Source organism: Pseudomonas sp. B1-22, from assembly GCF_050474425.1.
Taxonomy (GTDB): Bacteria; Pseudomonadota; Gammaproteobacteria; order Pseudomonadales; family Pseudomonadaceae; genus Pseudomonas.
In genome coordinates, this window is record NZ_JBCHVH010000003.1 from 487,221 (window position 1) to 510,818 (window position 23,598).

Consider the following 23,598-nt stretch of genomic DNA (forward strand, 5'->3'; position numbering starts at 1 on the left):
TCCGTACGCCAAGAGCCGCTCAAAACCTGCTGCGCGTCGGCATGACTGCGTTAAAAGCAGGCTCGGAATGCTCATTTACAGAACGTAAACTCCGCTTCCTCGCCTGCTTTTGCCTTGTTCTGCTCTAGCTCGCGAGGTTTCGAACAGGCTCTAAGGCGACACTTTTTGCCGCCCGGAAACATCATGACGCATCCCCACGATGATCTTCCCGTACATCTCTACAGCGCCCAACAGGTACGCGACCTGGACGCACGCCTGATCGCCGCCGGCACCCCCGGCTTCGAGCTGATGCGCCGCGCCGCCCATGCCGCCTGGCGCGCCCTGCGCCGGCACTGGCCGGACGCGGGCGAAATCACCGTGCTGGCCGGCCATGGCAACAATGCCGGCGACGGCTACCTGATCGCCGCCCTGGCCCTGCGCGCCGGCTGGCGCGTGCGGGTATTGGCGGTGGGCGACACCTCGCGCCTGACCGGCGATGCCGCGTCCGCCTACGGCGAGGCGCGGGCGGCGGGTGTGGATATCGATCTCTGGAGCGACCGCGCGCACTTGCGCGGCGTGCTGGTCGACGCTCTGCTGGGCACTGGCCTCGGCGGCACGGTGCGCGAGCCCTACGCCTCGGCCGTTACGGCGATCAACGCCAGCGGCCTGCCCGTGCTGGCGGTGGATATCCCGTCCGGGCTGAGCTCGGATACCGGCCAGGTGCTGGGCGTGGCCGTTCGCGCCGATCTGACCGTGACCTTTATCGGCCTCAAACTGGGGTTGTTCACCGCGAACGGGCCTGACCAGTGCGGCGAACTGGTGTTCGATGGCCTCGACGCCGATCCGGCGCTGATTCCCGATGATTGTGTTGCCCGTCGGCTGGCTCCAGCATCCCTGGTTCGCCTGGCTGCGCGCCCGAAAGCTGCGCACAAGGGCCTGTTCGGCCACGCGCTGGTAATTGGCGGCGACACCGGCATGGGCGGGGCGGTCCTGCTGGCTGCCGAAAGCGCGCTGCGCTGTGGCGCCGGCCTGGTTTCCCTGGCGACCCGCGCGGCCCATGTGCCCGCCGCGCTGGCGCGTCATCCTGAACTGATGGCGCGGGGTGTTTCCTCGTCCGCCGAACTGCTGCGCCTGGCCGAACGGGCGGATGTGCTGGTGGTGGGACCGGGCGTGGGGCGTGAGGGCTGGGGGCGCGTGCTGGTCAGCGCGGCGGCCAGCCTGGAGCGCGCCCAGGTGTGGGACGCCGACGCGCTCAATCTGCTCGCGGAGGGCCTGGTGTCACGTCCCTCCGGTGACTGGGTGATGACGCCGCATCCCGCCGAGGCTGCGCGATTGCTCGGTATCTCCACCGCTGAAGTCCAGGCCGACCGGCCGAAGGCGGCCCACGCGCTGGCGCAGCGCTACCAGGCGGTGGTGGTGCTCAAGGGCGTCGGTAGCCTGGTGGCCGCGCCGGACGGCCGATTGGCGCTTTGCAGCCACGGCCATCCGGCCATGGCCGGCGCCGGGCTTGGCGATGTCCTTTCCGGCATTCTCGGCGCCTTGCTGGCGCAGGGAATGTCCTCATTCGATGCGGCTGGCCTGGCCGTCTGGCTCCACGCCCGCGCTGGCGAGTCGCTCGGTCCGCAGGGCCGGGGGCTGGCTGCCAGCGATCTGGTCCCTGCCGTTCGTCAGTTGCTCGAGGAGCACAGCCCATGCCTGAACTGAATCTGTTCGCCGAGGGCGAAGAGGCCATGTACGACCTCGGACGGAAGATCGCCACGGCGACCGGCGGGCGCGGCGTCATCTACCTGCACGGCGACCTGGGGGCGGGCAAGACCACGCTGTCGCGCGGCATCCTGCGGGGATTGGGGCACGGCGGGGCGGTAAAAAGTCCGACCTTCACCCTGGTGGAGCCCTACGAGATCGGCCCGGTCCGCGCCTTCCACTTCGACCTGTACCGCCTGGCCGACCCGGAGGAGCTGGAGTTTCTCGGCATCCGCGATTACTTCGAAGGCGACACCCTGTGCCTGATCGAATGGGCTGAACGGGGCACAGGCATTTTGCCAAAGGCCGACATGGACATTACCATTAGTCCGCATGCGGGCGGTCGTATGCTGCGCCTGATACCGCAAGGTACGCGGGGCGAAGCCTGGTGTGCCGCCCTGGCCACGGGAGCATGAGAAAAAAGATGGGTTGGGGGTTGCGCCTGCGGGCGCTGTTCACGGGGATGACTGTTTTGCTGGCAATGATTGCCGGCGAGGCTTTTGCCGCCACGCAAATCAAGAGCGTCCGCATCTGGCGGGCTCCAGACAACACCCGGCTGGTGTTCGATCTTTCCGGTCCGGTGCAGCACAGCCTGTTCACGCTGAGCGCGCCCAACCGCATCGTTGTCGATATCAACGGCGCGCAGATGTCCACCGCACTGGACAAGCTCAAGCTCAACAACACGCCGATCACCTCCGTGCGTGCCGCCCAGCGCTCGCCCACCGATCTGCGCCTGGTGCTGGACCTGAAGAACCCGGTCACGCCCAAGAGCTTCGTGCTGGCGCCTAACCAGCAGTACGGCAACCGCCTTGTCGTCGACCTGTACGACCAGGGCGCCGATATCGCGCCGGACGTTCCAGCCACGCCGACGCCGAACGTGCCCGCCGCGCCGGTCAGTCCTGTGCAGTCGGTGACCAAGATTCCCGCGCCCAGCAGTAGCGGCAAGCGTGACATCGTCATCGCCATCGACGCCGGTCACGGCGGTGAAGACCCGGGCGCCCTCGGTCCGAATGGCCTGCACGAGAAGAACATCACACTGGCGATCGCCCGCGAGCTGCAGCGCCAGATCAACCAGATGAAAGGCTTCCGTGCGGAACTGACCCGTACCGGCGACTACTTCATTCCGCTGCGTGGGCGTACCGCCATCGCGCGCAAGAAGGGCGCAGACCTGTTCGTCTCCATCCATGCCGACGCCGCGCCCAGCCGCAGCGCCTTCGGTGCTTCGGTATTCGCCCTGTCCGACCGTGGTGCGACCTCCGAGACCGCGCGCTGGCTGGCCGACAGCGAAAACCGTTCCGACCTGATCGGCGGTGACGGCGGCGTGAACCTGGACGACAAGGACAAGATGCTCGCCGGCGTGCTGCTCGACCTGTCGATGACCGCCACCATGTCGTCCAGTCTCGACGTCGGCCATAAGGTACTGACCAACGTCGGCCGGGTGACCTCGCTGCACAAGCGGCGCGTGGAACAGGCGGGCTTCATGGTGCTGAAGTCCCCGGACATTCCGTCGATCCTCGTGGAAACCGGGTTCATCTCCAACCCGAACGAGTCGCAGAAGCTCTCCAGCAGCTCGCATCAACAGGCGCTGGCGCGTTCCATTGCCGGCGGCGTTCGCCAGTACTTCGTGCAGACGCCGCCGCCGGGTACCTATATCGCCTCGCTGCGCGACGGCGGCCAACTGCCCACCGGCCCGCGCGAGCACATTGTGCGCAGCGGCGACAGCCTGGCGATGATCGCCAGCCGCTATGACGTCAGCACGGCCTCCATCCGCAGTGCCAACTCGCTCAAGAGCGACGAGCTGAAGGTCGGTCAGGTGCTGAAGATTCCCGGCACTTCCCTGGCGTCCCAGCAATGAGCGAGGTGCGCCGCATCCAGCTGCTGACACCGCGGCTGGCCAACCAGATTGCCGCGGGCGAGGTGGTCGAACGCCCCGCCTCGGTCATCAAGGAGCTGCTGGAAAACTGCCTCGACGCCGGCGCCAGGCGCATCGACGTCGAGGTCGAGCAGGGCGGCGTAAAGTTGCTGCGGGTGCGCGACGACGGCAGCGGCATTCCCGCCGAGGACCTGCCGCTGGCCCTGGCGCGCCACGCCACCAGCAAGATCCGTGAACTGGAAGACCTGGAACGGGTGATGAGCCTGGGCTTCCGTGGCGAAGCGCTGGCCTCGATCAGCTCCGTCTCGCGCCTGACCCTGACTTCGCGCACCGCCGACGCCGACCAGGCCTGGCAGGTGGAAGTCGAGGGCCGCGACATGGAGTCCACCGTGAAGCCGGCGGCTCACCCGGTGGGCACCAGCATCGAAGTGCGCGACCTGTTCTTCAATACCCCGGCGCGGCGCAAGTTCCTGCGCGCCGAGAAGACCGAATTCGATCACCTGCAGGAAGTCATCAAGCGCCTGGCCCTGGCGCGCTTCGACGTGGCTTTCCACCTGCGCCACAACGGCAAGACCATCCTCTCGCTGCATGAAGCCAAGGACGAGGCCTCCCGCGCCCGTCGCGTCGGCGCCGTGTGCAGCACCGGCTTCCTCGAGCAGGCTCTGCCCATCGAGGTGGAGCGCAACGGCCTGCACCTGTGGGGCTGGGTCGGCTTGCCGACCTTCTCCCGCAGCCAGCCGGACCTGCAGTACTTCTACGTGAACGGCCGCATGGTGCGCGACAAGCTGGTCGCTCATGCCGTGCGCCAGGCCTACCGCGACGTGCTTTACAACGGTCGGCACCCGACCTTCGTGCTGTTCTTCGAGGTCGATCCGTCGGTAGTGGACGTCAACGTGCACCCGACCAAGCATGAAGTGCGCTTCCGCGACAGTCGCATGGTCCATGACTTCCTCTACGGCACCCTGCACCGGGCGCTGGCCGAGGTGCGTCCGGATGATCAGCTGGCGCCGCCGGGGGCGACCACCCTCACCGTGCCGCGCCCCACCGGCGCAGAAGCCGGCGAGTTCGGCCCGCAGGGCGAGATGCGTCTGTCCGAGACCGTGCTGGAGGCTCCGGCCGCCGCGCGAGCCTGGCAGCCGAGCCCGTCTTCTGGCGGTTCCGGCGGTTCCGGCGGTGGTGGCGGTGGTGGCTACAGCTATCAACCGACGCGCCCGGAAATCCCGCCGATCCAGGAAGCCCAGGGCGCCTACAAGGCTTACTTCGCTCCGCTGCCCGACCAGGCGCCGCAAGCCCTGCCGGAAAGCAGCCAGGACGTGCCGCCGCTGGGCTACGCCCTGGCGCAGCTCAGGGGTATCTACATCCTCTCGGAGAACGCCCACGGCCTGGTGCTGGTGGATATGCACGCCGCACACGAACGCATCATGTACGAGCGCCTGAAGACCGCCATGGCCAGCGAAGGTCTGCGCGGCCAGCCGCTGCTGGTGCCGGAGTCCATCGCTGTCAGCGAGCGCGAGGCGGATTGCGCCGAGGAGCATGCGAGCTGGTTCTCCAGGCTCGGCTTCGAATTGCAGCGGCTCGGCCCGGAAACCCTGGCGATTCGCCAGATTCCGGCCCTGCTCAAGCAGGCCGAAGCGACCCAGTTGGTGCGCGACGTACTCGCCGACCTGCTGGAATACGGCACCAGCGACCGCATCCAGGCGCACCTCAACGAGCTGCTCGGCACCATGGCCTGCCACGGAGCCGTGCGCGCCAATCGCCGGTTGACGCTGCCGGAGATGAACGGCCTGCTGCGCGACATGGAAATCACCGAGCGCAGCGGCCAGTGCAATCACGGCCGGCCGACCTGGACCCAGCTGGGGCTCGACGAACTGGACAAGCTGTTCCTGCGCGGACGTTGATTTTCGTAAGCCTGCGTTCAGGAAAGTGCAGTAAACTGCGCGCCAAACGATTCAGCAGTGCGCAATTACGAGCTCCCGATGTCCCTGCCTCCCGCGATTTTCCTCATGGGCCCCACCGCCGCCGGCAAGACCGACCTGGCGCTGGAGCTGGCGCGCCTGCTGCCGGTGGAGCTGATCAGCGTGGACTCGGCGCTGATCTACCGCGACATGGACATCGGCACCGCCAAGCCGCCCCGCGATGTGTTGGCCGAGTTCCCGCACCGCCTGATCGATATCCGTGACCCCAGCGAAGCCTATTCGGCGGCGGAGTTCCGCGCCGACGCCCTGGCGGCGATGGCCGAGATCACTGCGGCCGGGAAGATCCCGCTGCTGGTTGGCGGCACCATGTTGTATTTCAAGGCATTGCTGGAAGGCCTGGCCGATATGCCCAGCGCCGACCCGGCGGTGCGCGCCGAACTGGAAGCCTGGGCCGAGGCCGAAGGCTGGGGCGCCCTGCACGCGGAGTTGGCGCGGGTTGACCCGGAGTCGGCCGCGCGCATCCATCCGAACGATCCACAACGCCTGACGCGAGCGCTGGAGGTATACCGCGTAAGCGGTATGTCCATGACTGCACATCGCCAGCGCCAGGCGAGTGAAAATGCGGGTTTCAGCGCGCAAGGCGGCGGGCAATTGCCGTATACTGTCGCCCATCTGGCAATTGCGCCTCTGCAGCGCCAGGTACTGCACGCGCGTATCGCGCAACGTTTTGACCAGATGCTGGAACAGGGCTTCATCGCCGAGGTCGAACGGCTTCGCGCAAGAGGTGACTTGCACGCGGGGCTGCCGTCCATACGAGCGGTGGGTTACCGACAGGTATGGGATTACCTCGAGGGCAAACTGTCCTACGCTGAGATGGTGGAGCGCGGCGTCATCGCCACGCGGCAACTGGCCAAGCGCCAGTTCACCTGGCTGCGTAGCTGGAGCCATCTACACTGGTTGGACAGCCAGGCAGGCGACAATTTGCCGCGTGCCTTGAAATACCTTGAGGCGGTCTCCATATAGGCTCGAGACCTTAATTCCGGCCGTCTATCCTTGGGGTTCAGGACGGCGCTAAGCCAAATTCACTACTACTAAATCAGTTTTTTACCCTTACAAGGAGTGCGGCATATGTCAAAAGGGCATTCGCTACAAGACCCTTACCTCAATACCCTGCGCAAAGAACGCGTCCCGGTTTCCATCTACCTCGTCAACGGCATCAAGCTGCAGGGCCAGATCGAATCCTTCGACCAGTTCGTGATTCTGCTGAAAAACACTGTCAGCCAGATGGTCTACAAGCACGCCATTTCCACTGTTGTTCCCAGCCGTCCGGTGCGTCTGCCCAGCGGTGACCAGCCGGCCGAGCCGGGCAACGTTTGACGGGAGTCCGCCTTGTTCTTTGAGCGCCCGGGTGGTGGGGAACGGGCCATTCTGGTCCATCTGGAAGGTCAGGACCCCGAGGCGCGCGAAGACCCGCAGGAGTTCCAGGAGCTGGCACGTTCGGCGGGTGCGGAATCGGTTGCCTTCGTCAACATTTCGCGCCACCAGCCTTCAGCCAAGTACCTGATCGGCAGCGGCAAGGTCGAAGAGTTGCACGACCTCGTCCATGCCGAGAAGGTCGAGCTGATCATCTTCAACCACACCCTTACGCCGAGCCAGGAGCGCAACCTCGAGCGAGCGCTCGAATGTCGCGTGCTCGACCGGACGGGGTTGATCCTCGATATCTTCGCCCAGCGTGCACGTACCCACGAGGGTAAGTTGCAGGTGGAGCTCGCCCAGCTCGAGCACATGAGCACGCGCCTGGTGCGCGGCTGGACTCACCTTGAGCGCCAGAAGGGCGGTATCGGCCTGCGCGGCCCGGGTGAAACCCAGCTGGAAACCGACCGCCGTTTGCTGCGTGGGCGTATCCGCCAGATCAAGTCGCGCCTGGAAAAGGTCCGCAGCCAGCGCGAGCAGGCCCGTCGCGGCCGTCGTCGCGCGGAGATTCCCGCGGTGTCCCTGGTGGGGTACACCAACGCCGGCAAGTCCACGCTGTTCAACGCATTGACCACCTCCGAGGTCTATGCCGCCAACCAGTTGTTCGCCACCCTCGACCCGACCCTGCGCCGCCTGGAGCTGGATGACGTCGGGCCGATCGTGCTGGCCGACACCGTGGGCTTCATTCGCCACCTGCCGCACAAGCTGGTGGAGGCGTTTCGGGCTACCTTGGAAGAATCCAGCAACTCTGACCTGCTCCTGCACGTGATCGACTCCCACGAGCCCGAACGCGATGCACAGATCGAGCAGGTGCTGGCGGTGCTGCAGGAAATCGGCGCCAATGAGCTGCCGATGCTCGAGGTATACAACAAGATCGACCTGCTGCCGGACATGCAGCCGATGATTCAGCGCGACGAACTCGGCAAGCCCGTCCGGGTCTGGGTGTCGGCGCGCGATTCGCTCGGACTGGAGCTGGTGGAACAGGCGATCGCCGAATTGCTGGGGGAGGACATGTTCGTGGGAACGCTCTGCCTTCCGCAGCGCCTGGGGCGGCTTCGTGCTCAGTTCTTCGAGCTGGGTGCGGTACAGTCCGAGGGGCATGACGAGCAAGGACGCGCCGTGTTGCAGGTTCGCCTGCCGCGTGTCGAGTTGAACCGTCTGGTCAGCCGTGAAGGCTGGCAGCCGGCGGAGTTCATTGCGCAACACACTTTGCAATAAAGCCTGGAACGCTGCTTTTGGCAGCGGCGGAGGCATTCGGTAGCATGGGTGGGCGCGCCGTAGGCGCGTTTTCGCGTTATCAGATGGAGAGCGCTATGGCTTGGAACGAGCCGGGTGACAACTCGAACAAGAACGATCAGGACCCTTGGGGTGGACGCCGTGGTGGCGGTCGCCAGGGCCCGCCTGATCTGGATGAAGCCTTCCGCAAGCTGCAGGACAGCCTGAACGGAATCTTCGGCAAGCCCAAGCGTGGTAGTGGTACCGGCGGTGGTGGTAACGGCAGGGGCGGCAGCCTGGGGCTGTTCGGCATCGGCCTGGGCATCCTCGCCGTGCTGTGGCTGTACAACGCCATCTACGTGGTGGATGAACAGGAGCAGGCGGTGATCCTGCGCTTCGGCAAGTACCACGAAACCGTGGGCCCCGGCCTGAACATCTACTTCCCGCCGATCGACAAGAAGTTCCAGGAGAACGTCACCCGCGAGCGTGCCTACAGCAAGCAGGGTCAGATGCTCACCGAGGACGAGAACATCGTCGAGGTTCCGCTGACCGTGCAGTACAAGGTCAGCAACCTGCAGGACTTCGTGCTCAACGTCGACCAGCCGGAGGTCAGCCTGCAGCATGCCACCGAGAGCGCCCTGCGCCACGTGGCCGGCTCGACCACCATGGACCAGATCCTCACCGAGGGCCGCGAGCAGATGGCTACCGAGGTGCGTGAGCGTCTGCAGCGCTTCATGGACACCTACAAGACCGGCATCTCCGTGACCCAGGTGAACATCCAGAGCGCGGCGGCGCCGCGTGAGGTGCAGGAAGCGTTCGACGACGTGATCCGTGCCCGCGAAGACGAGCAGCGCGAGAAGAATCAGGCCGAAGCCTATGCCAATGGCGTGGTGCCCGAGGCTCGTGGTCAGGCTCAGCGCATCATCGAGGAGGCTAACGGCTACCGCGATGAGGTGGTCGCCCGCGCCCAGGGTGAGGCGGATCGCTTCACCAAGCTGGCCGGCGAATACCACAAGGCGCCGGAGGTCACTCGCCAGCGTCTGTACCTGGACACCATGCAGGATGTCCTCAGCCAGAGCAGCAAAGTGCTGGTAACCGGCCAGCAGGGTCAGAACAACCTGATCTACCTGCCGCTGGACAAGATGATGGACGGCCGTGGTTCGGCAACCCCGAGCAGTACGCCGAGTACTACCAGCAGCGCGCAAGACATCGGTTCGCGGGTGGCCAACGACCTGCAGCAGCGTGACATGCGTACCAGGGAGAGCCGCTGATGAGTAACAAGTCTCTGATTGCCCTGATCGCTGCCGTCGTTGCCGCGGTTGCGCTGTGGAGCACCGTCTACGTCGTCCAGCAGACCGAGCGCGCCGTGCTGCTGCGCTTCGGTCGCGTGGTCGACGCCGACGTGAAGCCGGGCCTGCACTTCAAGATTCCGTACGTCAACCAGGTGCGCAAGTTCGACGGCCGCCTGTTGACCCTGGATTCGCCGACCCAGCGCTTCCTGACGCTGGAGAAGAAAGCGGTGATGGTCGACGCCTACGCCAAGTGGCGTGTCTCCGATGCCGAGCGCTTCTATACCGCGACGTCCGGCATGAAGCAGATCGCCGACGAGCGTCTGTCCCGCCGTCTGGAAGCCGGCCTGCGTGACCAGTTCGGCAAGCGCACCCTGCATGAGGTGGTCTCCGGTGAGCGCGATGCGCTGATGGGCGACATCACCGCTTCGCTGAACCGCATGGCGCAGAAGGAGTTGGGTATCGAGGTCATCGATGTTCGCGTCAAGGCCATCGACCTGCCGAAGGAAGTGAACCGCAGCGTGTTCGAGCGCATGAGCACCGAGCGTGAGCGGGAAGCCCGCGAGCACCGTGCCAAGGGTCGCGAGCTGGCCGAAGGCATTCGTGCCGACGCCGACCGTCAGCGCCGCGTGCTGCTGGCCGAAGCCTATCGTGAAGCGGAAGAAACCCGTGGTGACGGCGATGCCAAGGCGGCGTCGATCTACGCCAAGGCCTACACCGCCGATCCGGAGTTCTATGCCTTCACCCGTAGCCTCAAGGCCTATCGCGAGAGCTTCGCGGACAAGAAGGACGTGCTGGTGCTCGATCCGAGCAACGACTTCTTCCGTTATCTGGAAAAAGCTAAACCGTAAGGGTCCGTCGACGCTTCGTCGTGACCGCGCCGAACCCCGTGTTGCGAGTTGTCCCGATGCCATGTTGAGGCGCGGGCGCCGCGCAACACGGGGTTCGTCCCTTCGGGTTGCGCGTCAAATCACGCCATGCGTCGTTGCGGGACTAGGCAAGGGCCGGCCATTACCGTCGTCCCTCGTCTAGCCTGGCGTGATTTGACGCGGCAACGCGATTCACGCCGAAACATCAACGGACCCTTTTAACTCTCCGGCGGGCGGCAGCGCCCGCCGGAGAAATCGTGTTATCATGGGTCAGCCGGGAAATCCCGGCTTTTTTGCGTCCGCTAGATTCATGTACGAGAGCCATGTGGCAGGAATTCGGCAAAGCATTCTGTCTATTGCTGGTGCTGGAAGGCATCCTTCCGTTCCTGTATCCGCGTGGTTGGCGCGACGCCGTGAGCGGGCTCGGTCGTTTGGGCGACCGCAGTCTGAGACTCATCGGGCTGGGCAGCATGCTGCTCGGCACCGTCCTTCTTTACTGCATTCATTGAAGTGCCGCCCGGCTGAAAGGGGAGAGGCGACATGGCAACGGTAGACCGCTGGCTGCTGCCAGATGGGATCGAAGAAGTGCTGCCACCGGAGGCGGCGCGCGTTGAAGCAGCCCGCCGTCAGGTGCTGGATCTGTTCCAGCGCTGGGGTTACGAGTTCGTCGTCACCCCGCATATCGAATACCTGGAATCCCTGCTGACCGGTGCCGGCCAGGATCTGGACCTGCGTACCTTCAAGGTCACTGATCCGGCGTCCGGCCGCCTGATGGGCTTCCGCGCGGACATCACCCCGCAGGTCGCCCGCATGGACGCCCACAGTCTGCGTCGCGAAGGCCCGAACCGGCTGTGCTACGCCGGCAGCGTGCTGCATGCCCGCCCGCGTGCACTGGCCACTTCGCGCAGCCCGATCCAGTTGGGTGCGGAGCTTTATGGCGATACCGGTTCCGCCGGTGACGTCGAAGTCATCAGCCTGATGCTCGACATGCTGGAAATGGCCCAGGTGCCGGATGTGCACATGGACCTCGGCCATGTCGGCATCTACCGTGGTCTGGCGCAGGCCGCCGGCCTGTCCGGCGAAGTCGAGCAGTTGCTGTTCGACGCCCTGCAACGCAAGGCCGTGGATGAAGTCGCCGCGCTGACCGAGGGTCTGCCGGGCGAGCTTTCCGGCATGCTGCGTGCGCTGGCCGAGCTGTGCGGCAGCCGCGAAGTGCTGGACCAGGCGCGTGCAGTGCTTGCCGGCGCCCCGGCTCCGGTGCAGGCCGCGCTGGCCGACCTGACCGCCATCGCCGATTCGCTGGCGGCGCGCTTCCCGCAGCTGCCGCTGTACTTCGATCTCGGCGAGCTGCGCGGCTATCACTATCACACCGGCGTGGTGTTCGCCGCGTTCGTCCCCGGGGTTGGCGAGTCCATCGCCCAGGGCGGCCGTTACGACCACATCGGCGCCGACTTCGGCCGCGCACGTCCGGCGACCGGTTTCTCCACCGACCTCAAGACCCTGGTCACTCTCGGCCGCGCCCAGCTCGACGAGCCGCGCACCGGAGTCTGGGCGCCGGCCGATGGGGCTGGCTTGTGGCAGGCGGTGCAGCAGCTGCGCCGTCAGGGCGTGCGCGTGGTACAGGCGCTGCCCGGGCAGGATGCGGCTTCGGCTACCGAAGCGGGCTGCGACCAGCAACTGCTGGCTCGCGATGGCAATTGGCAGGTGGTTGCGCTCTGAGGCGCGCCACTTCGAGTTTCCGCCGGCCGAGGCCGGCACCGAACATCCACGATGGGGACAAGTGTTATGGGTAAGAATGTCGTAGTCCTGGGCACCCAGTGGGGTGATGAGGGCAAAGGCAAGATCGTCGACCTGCTGACCGACCAGGCTGCTGCCGTGGTGCGTTACCAGGGCGGCCACAACGCCGGTCACACCCTGGTAGTCGCTGGCGAGAAAACCGTTCTGCACCTGATTCCGTCGGGCATCCTGCGCGAAGGCGTGCAGTGCCTGATCGGCAACGGCGTGGTGCTGGCGCCCGATGCGCTGATGCGCGAAATCGCCAAGCTGGAAGAGAAAGGTGTACCGGTGCGCGAGCGCCTGCGCATCAGCCCGTCCTGCCCGCTGATCCTGTCCTTCCACGTCGCCCTGGACCAGGCTCGCGAGAAGGCCCGTGGCGACGCCAAGATCGGCACCACCGGTCGCGGCATCGGCCCGGCTTACGAAGATAAAGTGGCCCGTCGCGGCCTGCGCGTGGGCGACCTGTTCCATCGTGAGCGTTTCGCTGCCAAGCTGGGCGAGTTGCTGGACTACCACAACTTCGTCCTGCAGAACTATTACAAGGAGCCGGCCGTCGACTTCCAGAAGACCCTGGACGAGTGCATGGCCTACGCCGAGGAGCTGCGTCCGCTGATGGCCGACGTGACCTCGACCCTGCACGACCTGCGTCGCGGCGGCGAGAACATCATGTTCGAAGGCGCCCAGGGCTCGCTGCTGGACATCGACCACGGTACCTACCCGTTCGTCACCAGCTCCAACACCACCGCTGGCGGCACCGCTACCGGTTCGGGCTTCGGTCCGCTGTACCTGGATTACATCCTGGGTATCACCAAGGCCTACACCACCCGCGTGGGTTCCGGCCCGTTCCCGACCGAGCTGTTCGATGACGTCGGTGCGCACCTGGCCAAGGTTGGTCACGAGTTCGGCGCCACCACCGGCCGTGCCCGTCGTTGCGGCTGGTTCGACGCCGTCATCCTGCGTCGTGCCATCGAGATCAACAGCCTGTCCGGCCTGTGCCTGACCAAGCTGGACGTTCTCGACGGCCTGGAAACCGTGCGCATCTGTACCGGCTACAAGAATGCCGCCGGCGAACTGCTGACCGACGCGCCGACCGATGCCGACAGCTACATCGGCCTGCAGCCGATCTACGAGGACCTGCCGGGCTGGAGCGAATCCACCGTGGGTGTTCAGACCCTCGAGGGCCTGCCGGCCAATGCTCGTGCTTACATCAAGCGCGTCGAGGAGCTGGTCGGTGCGCCCATCGACATCATCTCCACCGGCCCGGATCGCGCCGAGACCATCGTCCTGCGCCACCCGTTCGCCTGATCCGCGTTGTGCATTGCAACGGGCCGCTCATGCGGCCCGTTGTCGTTTCAGGGGATCGACGCTGCGCGGCGGCACGCGCTTTGCTGGTGAATCGGATCGGCGCCTTTCGCGCCAGACATCCGTTACGTCCGGAGGAAGCCCGCCGTGTCCGCCGTCCTGTCCCTGTTGCGCAGCCGCCTGCTGCGCCCCGCTTTCATTGCCCTGGGGATCGCGCTGCTGGTGCAGTTGGTGATTGCTCTGTGGCTCACCCGCAGCACCGTCGATGCTCTGGTCGGCGACCTCGGCACGCACCTGGGTAACGAATCGCAACGTCTGGCCGGTGAGCTGGAGCAGGCGGGTCGGGAAGTGACCTCCGGGCTGAACGATCTTTCCGCGCGCACTCGCGAGCGCCTGGGCTCGGCGCTCTCCGCGCGGCTGGAGGAGGAGCAGGGTCAGTTGCGCCAGAGTCTGGAGCAGAGCCTGCGCCAGTCCGCCACCGAATTGGCGCAGTTGCTCGCTGCCGTGGCGCCCAGGGCGATGTGGGACAACGACGTGCCGTTGCTCTCCGACTATGCCCGCCGCGCCCAGGCCAATCCCAATGTGCTGTTCGTGGTCTATGACGACCCGCAGGGGCAGCACCTGACCCGCTATCTCAATCGCGAAGACGTGCGGATCAATGCGCTGCTGGAAAAGGGCAAGGGCGAGCGCGCGCTGGACAAGGTGCTGGAGGCGGCTAGCCATGATGCTTCGGTGTTCCTCGTCGAGGTGCCGATCAGCCCCAATGGCGTGGTCATTGGTACGGTGCGCCTGGGCGTTTCCACCGATGTCATCGAGAAGCAGATCGCCGCACTGGATCAGCGCTTCTCCGCCCTGGTCGCCAGTGGTGACCAGTTGGTGGGCGATAGCCTGGCCGGCGCCGCGGCCGACAGCACCAAAGCGCTCACGGCGCGCCTGCAATCGGCGAAGCAGGCGGCGGACGGCATGAGCCAGGGTGCCAAAACCTCCATCGAAGAGGCGGCAGGAACATTGCGCTGGCGTATCGGCATGGGGCTTCTGTTGGTTGGCCTCGGCGTCTTGCTGTGCCTCGCGGTGGTGCTGGGGCGGCGTGTGGTGAATCGCCTGCGCCTGCTGATCGATGCGCTGAATGACCTGGCAGCCGGGGAGGGCGATCTGACCCGCCGCGTGCAACTGGATAGCCGTGACGAGTTGGGCGAGATGGCGACGGCGGTGAACCGCTTCGTCGACAAACTGCAGCCCATCGTCCGTGAGGCCGGACAGGTGGCGCAGCGGACCGGCAGCGAAATCGCCGCGCTGGCCAGCCGTAGCGCCAGTGCCGAAGCGGCGGCGGATCGCCAGCGCAATGAAGTGGCCGGCAGCCTGGAAGCGCTCTCCGGGATGGCGGCGGAAGCGGAACTGGAAAGCCGCTCCATGCAGGCGGCGCTGGCGCGGGTCGGCGAGATCCGCAAAGCGGCGCAGGATAATGCCGCCATTGCCCGCAAGGTGGGCGGCCTGATCGAAGCCCTGGAGTCCCGCGTGCAGAACGGCGCCGCCGTGATCGAGCGCCTGGCGCGGCAGAGCGAGCAGATCGAAGTGGTGCTCTCGGTGATCCATGGCATCGCCGAGCAGACCAACCTGCTGGCGCTGAACGCAGCCATCGAGGCGGCGCGTGCGGGCGAAAGCGGGCGTGGCTTCGCCGTGGTGGCGGATGAAGTGCGTGCGCTGGCCAGCAAGACCCAGCAATCCACCGGCGATATCCAGTCGCACATCGGTGCACTGCAGGAGGGTGCGCGTGAGGCGGTGTCCGCCATCGGGCAGGCTCGCGAGCAGGCGGTGCAGGGACTGGCGGCGCTGCAGGATAGCGAGCGGCTACAGCGCGAAGTGCAGAGCGCGGTGGAGGAGGTGCACGGCGCCATCGAGGCGGCAACCCATTCGGCGCAACAGCAGGCGGCCGGCGCCGCGGCAGTGCGCGGGCGGGTCGAGGTGATCCATGCCGAGGCGAGCCGCGCAGCGGAAGCGGTGAGTGCGACCGCCAGCAGCGGGCGGGTGCTCGATGGCCTGGCCGGCCAGTTGCGCGCCAGCCTGGGGCAGTTCAAGGCCTGAAGGAGCGCTGGAAATTTTTCGTAGGAGCGGACTCCGTCCGCGATAGGTCCGCATCGCGCCGGATACCATCGCGGACTACGCCAGGTTTGACGTCCCTGGAAAGGCGGAAAGCCGAAAACGAAAAAGCCGAGCAGTGCTCGGCTTTTTCGTTGAAGATGGTGCCCAGGAGAAGACTCGAACTTCCACGGTGTTGCCACCGCTAGGACCTGAACCTAGTGCGTCTACCAATTCCGCCACCTGGGCATGCTTTTCAGCATGGGTGCGATGATCGCTCATCGTCTTGCGGTGATGCAACCCTTGGTTGCATCGGGCGGTCTATCGTTCGGTTATCAGGGTTCCGAACCCGCCGTGATAAAGCCTGTCATCGACTGACTTTACCCTTGAATAAGTGGTGCCCAGGAGAAGACTCGAACTTCCACGGTGTTGCCACCGCTAGGACCTGAACCTAGTGCGTCTACCAATTCCGCCACCTGGGCACTGGATGTGATGATCGCTCATCGCTTCCGTGTTACAACGTCTGTCTGACGCTGTGGGCGCGAACTATACGGAGCCAGGTTTCGCTTGTAAACCCCTGATGCGATAAAAAATTTATTCGTGCCCAAAGCTGACCGACGAGCGGATTTCGCGCTTCAATAAGCAGATGGCGAACCATCCCTATATAGATAAGGTGACCTCACTTTAATGGCCGATTGGCAAAACCTCGATCCCGAGGCCGCCCGCGAGGCGGAAAAATACGACAACCCCATCCCCAGCCGTGAACTCATCCTGGCGCACCTTGCCGAGCGCGGTGCACCCGCGACGCGGTCCCAGTTGATGGACGAACTCGGCCTCTCCGGCGAAGAACCGGAAGAAGCATTGCGCCGCCGACTGCGCGCCATGGAGCGCGACGGCCAGCTTATCTATACCCGCCGTGGCGCCTACGCGCCGGTGGACAAGCTCGACCTGATCCTCGGCCGCATCGCCGGCCACCGCGACGGCTTCGGCTTCCTGATTCCCGATGACGGCAGTGACGACCTGTTCCTCAGCCCGACGCAGATGCGCCTGGTGTTCGACGGCGACCGCGCCCTGGCGCGCGTGTCGGGCTTCGATCGCCGGGGTCGCCGCGAAGGCGCCATAGTAGAAGTGGTCGAACGCGCCCACGAGACCATCGTGGGGCGCTACTTCGACGAGAGCGGCATTGGCACAGTGGTCGCCGACAACCCGAAGATCCAGCAGGAAGTGCTGATCCCGCCGGGGAAGGCTGGCAAGGCCAAGCACAACCAGTTCGTCCAGGTGCGCATCGACGTCTGGCCGAACGTGCATCGCCAGGCCCAGGGTGAGGTGGTGGAAGTGCTCGGCGACTACATGGCGCCGGGCATGGAGATCGAAGTCGCGCTGCGCAGCTACGATATTCCCCACACCTGGCCCGAGGCAGTGGAGAAGGAAGCGGCCAAGCTCAAGCCCGAAGTGCTGGAGAAGGACAAGGAGAAGCGCGTCGACCTGCGCGCCCTGCCTTTCGTCACCATCGACGGCGAGGATGCCCGCGACTTCGACGATGCGGTCTACGCCGAGAAGCGCAAGGGCGGCGGCTGGAAGCTGTTCGTCGCCATCGCCGACGTCTCTCATTATGTGAAGGTCGGTTCGGCCCTGGATGAAGAGGCGGCCAAGCGCGGCAACTCGGTGTACTTCCCCGAGCGCGTCATCCCGATGCTGCCGGAGATCCTCTCCAACGGCCTGTGCTCCCTGAATCCGCTGGTCGATCGCCTGGCCATGGTCTGCGAGATGAATCTCTCCAAGGCCGGCAAGATGACCGACTACCAGTTCTACGAGGCGGTCATTCATTCCCATGCGCGCCTGACCTACACCAAGGTCAGCCAGTACCTGGAAACCCCGGACAGCCCAGAAGGCCAGCGCCTGAAGGAGCAGCTGCCGGCGGTGGTGCCGCACCTGAACACCCTTTATGACCTGTACAAGGTTCTCGTTGGCGCGCGCCACGTACGTGGGGCGATTGATTTCGAGACCCAGGAAACCCGCATCGTCTTCGGCGCGGACCGCAAGATCTCGGAAATCCGCCCGACCCAGCGCAACGATGCGCACAAGCTGATCGAGGAGTGCATGCTGGCGGCCAACGTCGCCACTGCGAAGTTCCTGGAGAAGCATGCGATCCCGGCGCTGTACCGCGTCCACGATGGTCCGCCGCAGGAGAAGCTGAACAACCTGCGCCAGTTCCTCGGCGAACTGGGGCTGACGCTGTATCGCGGCAAGGGCGATCCGACCCCGGCGGACTACCAGAAACTGCTGGAGTCCATCCAGGGCCGACCGGACCTGCAACTGATCCAGACCGTGATGCTGCGCTCCCTGAGCCAGGCGGTGTACAGCCCGGAGAACGCCGGCCACTTCGGCCTGAACTACGAGGCGTATACCCACTTCACTTCGCCGATCCGCCGTTATCCGGACCTGCTGACTCACCGCGCCATCCGTGGCCTGATCCGCTCCAAGGCGGCCTCCGAGCACGTGCAGCGCGTCGGCGCCGCCAGCATGCCGAAGGCGCGCATCTATCCGTATGACGAAGCCCGCCTTGCCCAGCTGGGCGAGCAGTGCTCGATGACCGAGCGCCGCGCCGACGAGGCGACCCGCGATGTCACCAACTGGCTGAAGTGCGAGTTCATGCGCGAGCGCGTGGGCGAGACCTTCCCCGGCGTGATCACGGCGGTGACCGGCTTCGGCATCTTCGTCGAGTTGACTGACATCTATGTCGAAGGCCTGGTCCACGTCACTGCGCTACCGGGTGACTACTACCACTTCGACGCCGTACATCACCGCCTCGCTGGCGAGCGTACCGGCCGCAGCTTCCGTCTCGGCGATACCGTGGAAGTCGTGGTGGCACGCGTCGACCTGGACGAGCGCAAGATCGACTTCGAGCTGTCCGACAACGTGCTCAGCGCGCCCATCGGCCGCAAGAAACGCGGCGAAAAAGCCGAGCCCGTGAAGGGTAAGGTGGCGGGCGGCAAGGCAGGCAAAGGCAAGGTGGGTCGTGGCGCTCCGGTGCAGGAACGACCGGCCAAGCCCAAGCGCGATTTCGCCGACGATCCGTTCTTCGCGCCCGACGTGGCCGTGGCGCCCTCCAGCCAGCCGCGCAAGCGCAAGGTCGGCGTAGTCCAGGCGTTGCCCTCGGTCGCGCCGGAAATGCTGGCCAAGGCGGATGAGCTGCTCGGCAATACCGATGTGCGCAAGAGCCGCGAGGTGAAGAAGGCGCTGCTCGACGAAGCCAAGGTCGGTGGCAAGAAACCGGTCGCCGGCCAAGGCAAGGGTAACGGCAAAGGGGCACCCGCCGCCGGCAAGCCGCGCAATCCTTCGAAACAGAAAGCCCGGTCTGCCAAGCCGACCAAGCATCGCAAGGGCTCCTCCGCGCCCAAGGCGGGCGGTACTGGCGGCGCTCCGGCCAGCAAGCGTAAGGCGAAGAAATGAGTCAGTGGGAAAAGGTCTACGGGGTTCATGCCGTAGAAGCGTTGCTGCGCCATCACCCCAAGCGGGTCAAGCAGCTGTGGCTGGCTGAAGGCCGGCATGACCCGCGCGTCCAGGCGCTGGTTGAGCTGGCCGGTCAGGTGCGCGTGCCGGTGGGCACGCGCGACCGCAAGGAGCTGGACGAGTGGGCTGAAGGGGTGCACCAGGGGGTGGTCGCCGAGGTCAGCCCGAGCCAGGTGTGGGGCGAGAACATGCTGGAGGAGCTGCTGGAGCGCTCTTCCGGTCCGGCGCTGCTGCTGGCGCTGGACGGCGTGACCGACCCGCTCAACCTCGGCGCTTGCCTGCGCACCGCCGATGCGGCGGGCGCGCTGGCGGTCATCGTGCCGAAGGACAAGTCCGCCACCCTCAACGCCACCGTGCGTAAAGTCGCCTGCGGTGCCGCCGAGGTGATCCCGCTGGTGGCCGTGACCAACCTCGCGCGCACCCTGGAGAAACTCCAGCAGCGTGGCCTGTGGATCGTCGGCACTGCCGGCGAGGCGACCCAGATGCTCTATGAACTCGACCTCACCGGGCCGACCGTGCTGGTGATGGGCGCCGAGGGCAAGGGCATGCGCCGCCTGACCCGCGAGCATTGCGACTACCTGGCCAAGCTGCCGATGCAGGGTAGCGTCAGCAGCCTGAACGTCTCGGTGGCCACCGGCGTGTGCCTGTTCGAGATCGTCCGCCAGCGCCAGCTCAAGGCCGGCGCCTAGCTTCTTTTCGTAGGAGCGAGGGGGATGCCCAGTTCTTGCTCGCGAACGGTGCCGGCTCCGAGCTTGCCCGGTTCGCGAGCAAGCTCGCTCCTGCAGGCCTGTCGTTGCGCCTGCTGTTCAAATAATCGTCAATTTCCTTGCGCCACCTTCCCCCCTTCTCTAGAATGTCGGCCCTTGTCGTCCGGGCAGGCGTTTGCGCGTCCTTCCGAGCGGCAAGGTAAAAATCATTCACTCCTTGCCTGACCGCTTCGTCGGCAGGCTGCAATCCGTAAGGAGCATTTATGCGTCATTACGAAATCGTGTTCCTGGTTCACCCGGACCAGAGCGAACAAGTCGGTGGCATGGTCGAGCGTTACACCAAGGCCATCGAAGAAGACGGCGGCAAAGTCCACCGTCTGGAAGACTGGGGCCGTCGTCAGCTGGCTTACGCCATCAACAACGTGCACAAGGCTCACTACGTTCTGATGAACGTCGAGTGCACCGCCAAGGCCCTGGCAGAGCTGGAAGACAACTTCCGCTACAACGACGCCGTGATCCGTAACATGGTCATCCGTCGCGACGAAGCCGTTACCGGCCAGTCCGAAATGCTGAAGGCCGAAGAGAGCCGCAACGAGCGCCGCGAGCGCCGTGAGCGTCCCGAATCGAACGAGGGCGAGTCCGCTGACGGCGAAGATAGCCGCGACAGCGCTGACGAGTAATCCCGGACCAGTATTGAGGAGCCACACACATGGCACGTTTCTTCCGTCGTCGTAAGTTCTGCCGTTTCACCGCTGAAGGCGTGAAAGAGATCGATTACAAGGATCTCAACACCCTGAAGGCCTACGTTTCCGAAACCGGCAAGATCGTTCCGAGCCGCATCACCGGCACCAAGGCCAAGTACCAGCGTCAGCTGGCGACCGCTATCAAGCGCGCCCGCTACCTGGCCCTGCTTCCCTACACCGACAGCCACGGCCGTTGATCGGGCAGTCGACTGGGATTGATGGATAGATCGCATGCGCGCATTGGCTGAATTTGTCATGCGAGGCCGCATGCAGGCGACCCTGGTGGTCGTCGCAGCCGCGGTACTGCAGCCGTTGTTCTGGCTCGGTGCCGCAGCAGGCAGTCTGGTGCTGTTGCGCCGTGGCGCCAGCGATGCCTTTGGCATCCTGGGCTGGGCGCTGCTTCCGGCACTGGCCTGGTGGTACCTGGGTGACCCCAGCGTGAGTCTGGTTCTGGTGGGTAGTGCCGTGCTGGCGCAGGTTCTGCGCAGCAAGGTGTCCTGGAACCAGGTGATGCTGGCGAGCGTTGTGCTCGGTGCGGTGTTCGTGCTGCTGCTCAGCACGGTGTCGGCCGGGTTGGTCTCTGCTCTTGCCGAAGCGTTCGGCAAGGCACTGCCGCAGATTCTGGCCGAAGCCAAGCTTTCGCCGGAACAGTTGGCCGCCCTGCAGGCGGAGATGGTTCCGACCATCACCGGCCTGATGGCTGCCTCGCTGCAGACGATCAGCCTGATGTGCCTGATGCTGGCGCGTTATTGGCAAGCAGTGCTGTACAACCCGGAAGGGTTTGGCCGCGAGTTCCGCGCACTGCGCCTGTCGCCGGGCACGGCTATCGCGCTGCTGGTCGGCGTCGTGGCTCTGCCCTTCGCAGGTCCCGCAGCCACCATGCTGGCGCCGCTGTGCATGATCCCGCTGCTGTTCGCCGGGATCGCACTGGGCCACGGGCTGGTTGCGCTGAAGAAGCTTCCGGGCTTCTGGCTGGCACCGCTGTACCTGCTGGTATTCGTACTGGGCAATGTGATCTGTCTTGTCGCCGTGGTCGACAGTCTGTTTGATTTTCGCGGTCGTCTGGCGAAGCGCCAGAAAGCTGCGAACGGTGAAGGTTAAAAGTTAAGAGGTAAGACTCAAATGGAAGTCATCCTGCTGGAAAAGATCGCCAAACTGGGCAACCTGGGCGACAAGCTGAACGTAAAGGGCGGTTACGCCCGTAACTACCTGCTGCCGCAGGGCAAAGCCACCGCTGCCACCGCTGCCAACGTCGCTGCTTTCGAAGAGCGCCGTGCAGAGCTGGAAAAAGCCGCTGCTGAGAAGAAAGCCGCTGCTGAAGCTCGTGCTGCCCAACTGGCCGAACTGATCGTGACCATCGGCGCCCACGCTGGCGACGAAGGCAAACTGTTCGGTTCGATCGGCACCCGCGACATCGCCGACGCCGTTTCGGCTGCCGGCTACCCGCTGGAAAAGAGCGAAGTTCGCCTGCCCGACGGCGCCCTGCGCGCTGTAGGCGAATACAACATCGAAGTGCAACTGCACATGGATGTTGATGCAACCCTGCACGTGGTTGTAGTCGCCGAGTAAGCGATCCGTCGCTAGGACGTTTCGCACGGCTTGCCTGTGCGAAGCTGTCCGCTAACAATGGGCACGGTGCCGATCCTCGGTCCGTGCCCTTTGTTTTTTCCGCCGTTTCACTCAATACGAAGAGCCCATGAACGACATCACCGTCCCCGAGCAATACGACCTGCAGACCGCTTCCCTCAAGGTGCCGCCGCACTCGATCGAAGCCGAACAGGCGGTGCTGGGTGGCCTGATGCTCGACAACAATGCGTGGGAGCGGGTGTCGGACGCCGTATCCGACGGCGACTTCTACCGCCATGACCATCGCCTGATCTTCCGTGCCGTGTACAAGCTCGCCGAGGGCAACCAGCCGATCGACGTGGTGACCCTCTCCGAGATGCTCGAACGCGAGGGCCAGCTGTCCCAGGTGGGCGGCCTTGCCTACCTCGCCGAACTGGCGAAGAACACTCCTTCGGTGGCCAACATCAAGGCGTACGCGAACATCATCCGCGAGCGCGCCACGCTGCGGCAGCTGATCGGCATCAGCAGCGATATCGCCGACAGCGCCTTCAACCCGGAAGGGCGCAGCGCCAACGAAGTGCTCGACGAAGCCGAGCGCAAGATCTTCGAGATCGCCGAAGCGCGACCCAAGACCGGCGGCCCGGTGGGGATCAGCGACATCCTGGTCAAGACCATCGATCGCATCGACTACCTGTTCAACACCAGCGAGGCGCTGACCGGGATTTCCACCGGCTTCACCGACCTCGATGAAAAGACCAGCGGCCTGCAGCCCGCCGACCTGGTGATCGTCGCTGGCCGTCCGTCCATGGGTAAGACCACCTTCGCCATGAACCTGGTGGAGAACGCCCTGATGCGCACCGACAAGGCGATCCTGGTGTACTCCCTGGAGATGCCCTCCGACTCCATCGTGATGCGTATGCTCGCGTCGCTCGGCCGCATCGACCAGACCAAGGTGCGTGCGGGCAAGCTGGATGACGAGGATTGGCCGCGCCTGACCTCGGCGGTGAACCTGCTCAACGACCGCAAGCTGTTCATCGACGATACCGCCGGTATCTCGCCCTCGGAAATGCGTGCGCGGACCCGCCGCCTGGCCCGCGAACACGGCGAGATCGGCCTGATCATGGTCGACTACCTGCAGCTGATGCAGATTCCCGGTTCCGCCGGCGACAACCGTACCAACGAGATTTCCGAGATTTCCCGCTCGCTCAAGGCGCTGGCAAAGGAATTCAACTGCCCGGTGGTGGCGCTCTCGCAGCTCAACCGCTCGCTGGAACAGCGTCCCAACAAACGCCCGGTGAACTCGGACCTGCGTGAATCCGGAGCGATCGAGCAGGACGCCGACGTGATCATGTTCGTCTACCGCGACGAGGTGTATCACCCGGAGACCGAGTTCAAGGGCGTCGCCGAAATCATCATCGGCAAGCAGCGTAACGGTCCCATCGGCACCGTGCGCGTGGCCTTCCTCGGTCGCTACAGCCGCTTCGAGAACCTCGCGCCCGGCATGTACAACTTCGAAGACGAGTGACCTGGCCACATATCGCATGACGGACGGGCGTCT

At 65.1% G+C, this 23,598-nt stretch carries 20 protein-coding genes, 2 tRNA genes and 1 pseudogene; 21 read left to right on the plus strand and 2 right to left on the minus strand.

What is annotated here, in order from left to right:
* The first annotated feature begins 183 nt into the window (after positions 1 to 183).
* The 14 genes and pseudogenes from ACQ5BL_RS14135 to ACQ5BL_RS14200 all read left to right on the plus strand — a co-directional run bounded on the left by ACQ5BL_RS14135 (position 184) and on the right by ACQ5BL_RS14200 (position 15,517).
* Entirely contained in the window at positions 184 to 1,683 is a 1,500-nt protein-coding gene (locus ACQ5BL_RS14135) for an NAD(P)H-hydrate dehydratase (RefSeq protein WP_243804406.1), read from the plus strand.
* Positions 1,671 to 2,138 carry a tRNA (adenosine(37)-N6)-threonylcarbamoyltransferase complex ATPase subunit type 1 TsaE gene (tsaE, locus tag ACQ5BL_RS14140; protein WP_243804409.1) on the plus strand — a complete coding sequence of 156 codons (468 nt, stop codon included), beginning with the start codon at positions 1,671 to 1,673 and terminating at the stop codon, positions 2,136 to 2,138. Before ACQ5BL_RS14135 ends, tsaE begins: the two co-directional genes overlap by 13 nt.
* Positions 2,139 to 2,146: 8 nt before the next feature.
* The gene (gene amiB / locus ACQ5BL_RS14145) at positions 2,147 to 3,577 is read left to right on the plus strand and encodes an N-acetylmuramoyl-L-alanine amidase AmiB (RefSeq protein ID WP_243804411.1); all 1,431 of its coding nucleotides are present in this window, start codon (positions 2,147 to 2,149) and stop codon (positions 3,575 to 3,577) included.
* Positions 3,574 to 5,493 carry a DNA mismatch repair endonuclease MutL gene (mutL, locus tag ACQ5BL_RS14150; RefSeq protein WP_243804413.1) on the plus strand — a complete coding sequence of 640 codons (1,920 nt, stop codon included), beginning with the start codon at positions 3,574 to 3,576 and terminating at the stop codon, positions 5,491 to 5,493. The genes amiB and mutL overlap by 4 nt, the downstream gene beginning before the upstream one ends.
* Positions 5,494 to 5,571: 78 nt before the next feature.
* Entirely contained in the window at positions 5,572 to 6,534 is a 963-nt protein-coding gene (miaA, locus tag ACQ5BL_RS14155; RefSeq protein WP_243804415.1) for a tRNA (adenosine(37)-N6)-dimethylallyltransferase MiaA, read from the plus strand.
* 105 nt (positions 6,535 to 6,639) lie between these two features.
* On the plus strand, positions 6,640 to 6,888 hold the full coding sequence (gene hfq / locus ACQ5BL_RS14160; protein WP_015479145.1) for an RNA chaperone Hfq: 249 nt from the start codon (positions 6,640 to 6,642) through the stop codon (positions 6,886 to 6,888).
* 12 nt (positions 6,889 to 6,900) lie between these two features.
* Positions 6,901 to 8,202 (plus strand): ribosome rescue GTPase HflX, encoded by a 1,302-nt coding sequence (gene hflX / locus ACQ5BL_RS14165; RefSeq protein ID WP_207882307.1) that lies wholly within the window; start codon positions 6,901 to 6,903, stop codon positions 8,200 to 8,202.
* A 95-nt stretch (positions 8,203 to 8,297) separates the two neighbouring features.
* A complete protein-coding gene (gene hflK / locus ACQ5BL_RS14170; protein WP_243804418.1) occupies positions 8,298 to 9,470 on the plus strand; it encodes an FtsH protease activity modulator HflK in 1,173 nt (390 codons plus the stop codon).
* Positions 9,470 to 10,339 (plus strand): protease modulator HflC, encoded by an 870-nt coding sequence (hflC, locus tag ACQ5BL_RS14175; RefSeq protein ID WP_207882311.1) that lies wholly within the window; start codon positions 9,470 to 9,472, stop codon positions 10,337 to 10,339. Before hflK ends, hflC begins: the two co-directional genes overlap by 1 nt.
* 341 nt (positions 10,340 to 10,680) lie before the next feature.
* Positions 10,681 to 10,866, plus strand: a complete 186-nt coding sequence (locus tag ACQ5BL_RS14180; RefSeq protein WP_037012084.1) for a DUF2065 domain-containing protein — start codon at positions 10,681 to 10,683, stop codon at positions 10,864 to 10,866.
* Between the two features lie 31 nt (positions 10,867 to 10,897).
* Complete coding sequence (locus tag ACQ5BL_RS14185) at positions 10,898 to 12,076, plus strand: ATP phosphoribosyltransferase regulatory subunit (protein ID WP_207882313.1); 1,179 nt, start codon at positions 10,898 to 10,900, stop codon at positions 12,074 to 12,076.
* Positions 12,077 to 12,142: 66 nt separating this feature from the next.
* On the plus strand, positions 12,143 to 13,438 hold the full coding sequence (locus ACQ5BL_RS14190; RefSeq protein ID WP_207882315.1) for an adenylosuccinate synthase: 1,296 nt from the start codon (positions 12,143 to 12,145) through the stop codon (positions 13,436 to 13,438).
* A 1,023-nt stretch (positions 13,439 to 14,461) separates the two neighbouring features.
* Positions 14,462 to 14,659: pseudogene (locus tag ACQ5BL_RS14195) on the plus strand (HAMP domain-containing protein); the annotation flags it as partial.
* Positions 14,633 to 15,517: a methyl-accepting chemotaxis protein gene (locus ACQ5BL_RS14200; RefSeq protein WP_430293182.1), complete on the plus strand. Its 885-nt coding sequence runs from the start codon at positions 14,633 to 14,635 to the stop codon at positions 15,515 to 15,517. The pseudogene ACQ5BL_RS14195 and the gene ACQ5BL_RS14200, both read left to right, overlap by 27 nt.
* Before the next feature lie 156 nt (positions 15,518 to 15,673).
* On the opposite strand, the gene ACQ5BL_RS14205 is transcribed toward ACQ5BL_RS14200, so the two are convergent.
* Both ACQ5BL_RS14205 and ACQ5BL_RS14210 read right to left on the minus strand, forming a co-directional pair.
* Positions 15,674 to 15,760 (minus strand) — tRNA-Leu (locus ACQ5BL_RS14205).
* Between the two features lie 146 nt (positions 15,761 to 15,906).
* Positions 15,907 to 15,993: transfer RNA gene (locus tag ACQ5BL_RS14210), tRNA-Leu, on the minus strand.
* Between the two features lie 205 nt (positions 15,994 to 16,198).
* On the opposite strand from ACQ5BL_RS14210, the gene rnr reads away from it, so the two are divergent.
* The 7 genes from rnr (at position 16,199) to dnaB (ending at position 23,565) form a co-directional block, all read left to right on the plus strand.
* On the plus strand, positions 16,199 to 18,964 hold the full coding sequence (gene rnr / locus ACQ5BL_RS14215; RefSeq protein ID WP_243804423.1) for a ribonuclease R: 2,766 nt from the start codon (positions 16,199 to 16,201) through the stop codon (positions 18,962 to 18,964).
* Positions 18,961 to 19,713 (plus strand): 23S rRNA (guanosine(2251)-2'-O)-methyltransferase RlmB, encoded by a 753-nt coding sequence (gene rlmB / locus ACQ5BL_RS14220; RefSeq protein WP_430293171.1) that lies wholly within the window; start codon positions 18,961 to 18,963, stop codon positions 19,711 to 19,713. The genes rnr and rlmB overlap by 4 nt, the downstream gene beginning before the upstream one ends.
* A 281-nt stretch (positions 19,714 to 19,994) precedes the next feature.
* Positions 19,995 to 20,411 (plus strand): 30S ribosomal protein S6, encoded by a 417-nt coding sequence (gene rpsF, locus ACQ5BL_RS14225; RefSeq protein ID WP_054906367.1) that lies wholly within the window; start codon positions 19,995 to 19,997, stop codon positions 20,409 to 20,411.
* Between the two features lie 29 nt (positions 20,412 to 20,440).
* The gene (gene rpsR / locus ACQ5BL_RS14230) at positions 20,441 to 20,671 is read left to right on the plus strand and encodes a 30S ribosomal protein S18 (protein WP_003095634.1); all 231 of its coding nucleotides are present in this window, start codon (positions 20,441 to 20,443) and stop codon (positions 20,669 to 20,671) included.
* 34 nt (positions 20,672 to 20,705) lie between these two features.
* Positions 20,706 to 21,575, plus strand: a complete 870-nt coding sequence (locus tag ACQ5BL_RS14235) for a hypothetical protein (RefSeq protein WP_243804425.1) — start codon at positions 20,706 to 20,708, stop codon at positions 21,573 to 21,575.
* 21 nt (positions 21,576 to 21,596) lie between these two features.
* The gene (rplI, locus tag ACQ5BL_RS14240) at positions 21,597 to 22,043 is read left to right on the plus strand and encodes a 50S ribosomal protein L9 (RefSeq protein WP_015479134.1); all 447 of its coding nucleotides are present in this window, start codon (positions 21,597 to 21,599) and stop codon (positions 22,041 to 22,043) included.
* A gap of 127 nt (positions 22,044 to 22,170) precedes the next feature.
* On the plus strand, positions 22,171 to 23,565 hold the full coding sequence (gene dnaB / locus ACQ5BL_RS14245) for a replicative DNA helicase (protein ID WP_207882325.1): 1,395 nt from the start codon (positions 22,171 to 22,173) through the stop codon (positions 23,563 to 23,565).
* The last annotated feature ends 33 nt before the right edge of the window (positions 23,566 to 23,598 follow it).

Coding starts and splice junctions, on each gene's coding strand:
- ACQ5BL_RS14135 (WP_243804406.1), top strand. CDS start 184: ATGACGCATCCCCACGATGATCTTCCCGTACATCTCTACAGCGCCCAA.
- tsaE (WP_243804409.1), top strand. CDS start 1,671: ATGCCTGAACTGAATCTGTTCGCCGAGGGCGAAGAGGCCATGTACGAC.
- amiB (WP_243804411.1), top strand. CDS start 2,147: ATGGGTTGGGGGTTGCGCCTGCGGGCGCTGTTCACGGGGATGACTGTT.
- mutL (WP_243804413.1), top strand. CDS start 3,574: ATGAGCGAGGTGCGCCGCATCCAGCTGCTGACACCGCGGCTGGCCAAC.
- miaA (WP_243804415.1), top strand. CDS start 5,572: ATGTCCCTGCCTCCCGCGATTTTCCTCATGGGCCCCACCGCCGCCGGC.
- hfq (WP_015479145.1), top strand. CDS start 6,640: ATGTCAAAAGGGCATTCGCTACAAGACCCTTACCTCAATACCCTGCGC.
- hflK (WP_243804418.1), top strand. CDS start 8,298: ATGGCTTGGAACGAGCCGGGTGACAACTCGAACAAGAACGATCAGGAC.
- hflC (WP_207882311.1), top strand. CDS start 9,470: ATGAGTAACAAGTCTCTGATTGCCCTGATCGCTGCCGTCGTTGCCGCG.
- ACQ5BL_RS14180 (WP_037012084.1), top strand. CDS start 10,681: ATGTGGCAGGAATTCGGCAAAGCATTCTGTCTATTGCTGGTGCTGGAA.
- ACQ5BL_RS14185 (WP_207882313.1), top strand. CDS start 10,898: ATGGCAACGGTAGACCGCTGGCTGCTGCCAGATGGGATCGAAGAAGTG.
- ACQ5BL_RS14190 (WP_207882315.1), top strand. CDS start 12,143: ATGGGTAAGAATGTCGTAGTCCTGGGCACCCAGTGGGGTGATGAGGGC.
- ACQ5BL_RS14200 (WP_430293182.1), top strand. CDS start 14,633: ATGGCGACGGCGGTGAACCGCTTCGTCGACAAACTGCAGCCCATCGTC.
- rnr (WP_243804423.1), top strand. CDS start 16,199: ATGGCCGATTGGCAAAACCTCGATCCCGAGGCCGCCCGCGAGGCGGAA.
- rlmB (WP_430293171.1), top strand. CDS start 18,961: ATGAGTCAGTGGGAAAAGGTCTACGGGGTTCATGCCGTAGAAGCGTTG.
- rpsF (WP_054906367.1), top strand. CDS start 19,995: ATGCGTCATTACGAAATCGTGTTCCTGGTTCACCCGGACCAGAGCGAA.
- rpsR (WP_003095634.1), top strand. CDS start 20,441: ATGGCACGTTTCTTCCGTCGTCGTAAGTTCTGCCGTTTCACCGCTGAA.
- ACQ5BL_RS14235 (WP_243804425.1), top strand. CDS start 20,706: ATGCGCGCATTGGCTGAATTTGTCATGCGAGGCCGCATGCAGGCGACC.
- rplI (WP_015479134.1), top strand. CDS start 21,597: ATGGAAGTCATCCTGCTGGAAAAGATCGCCAAACTGGGCAACCTGGGC.
- dnaB (WP_207882325.1), top strand. CDS start 22,171: ATGAACGACATCACCGTCCCCGAGCAATACGACCTGCAGACCGCTTCC.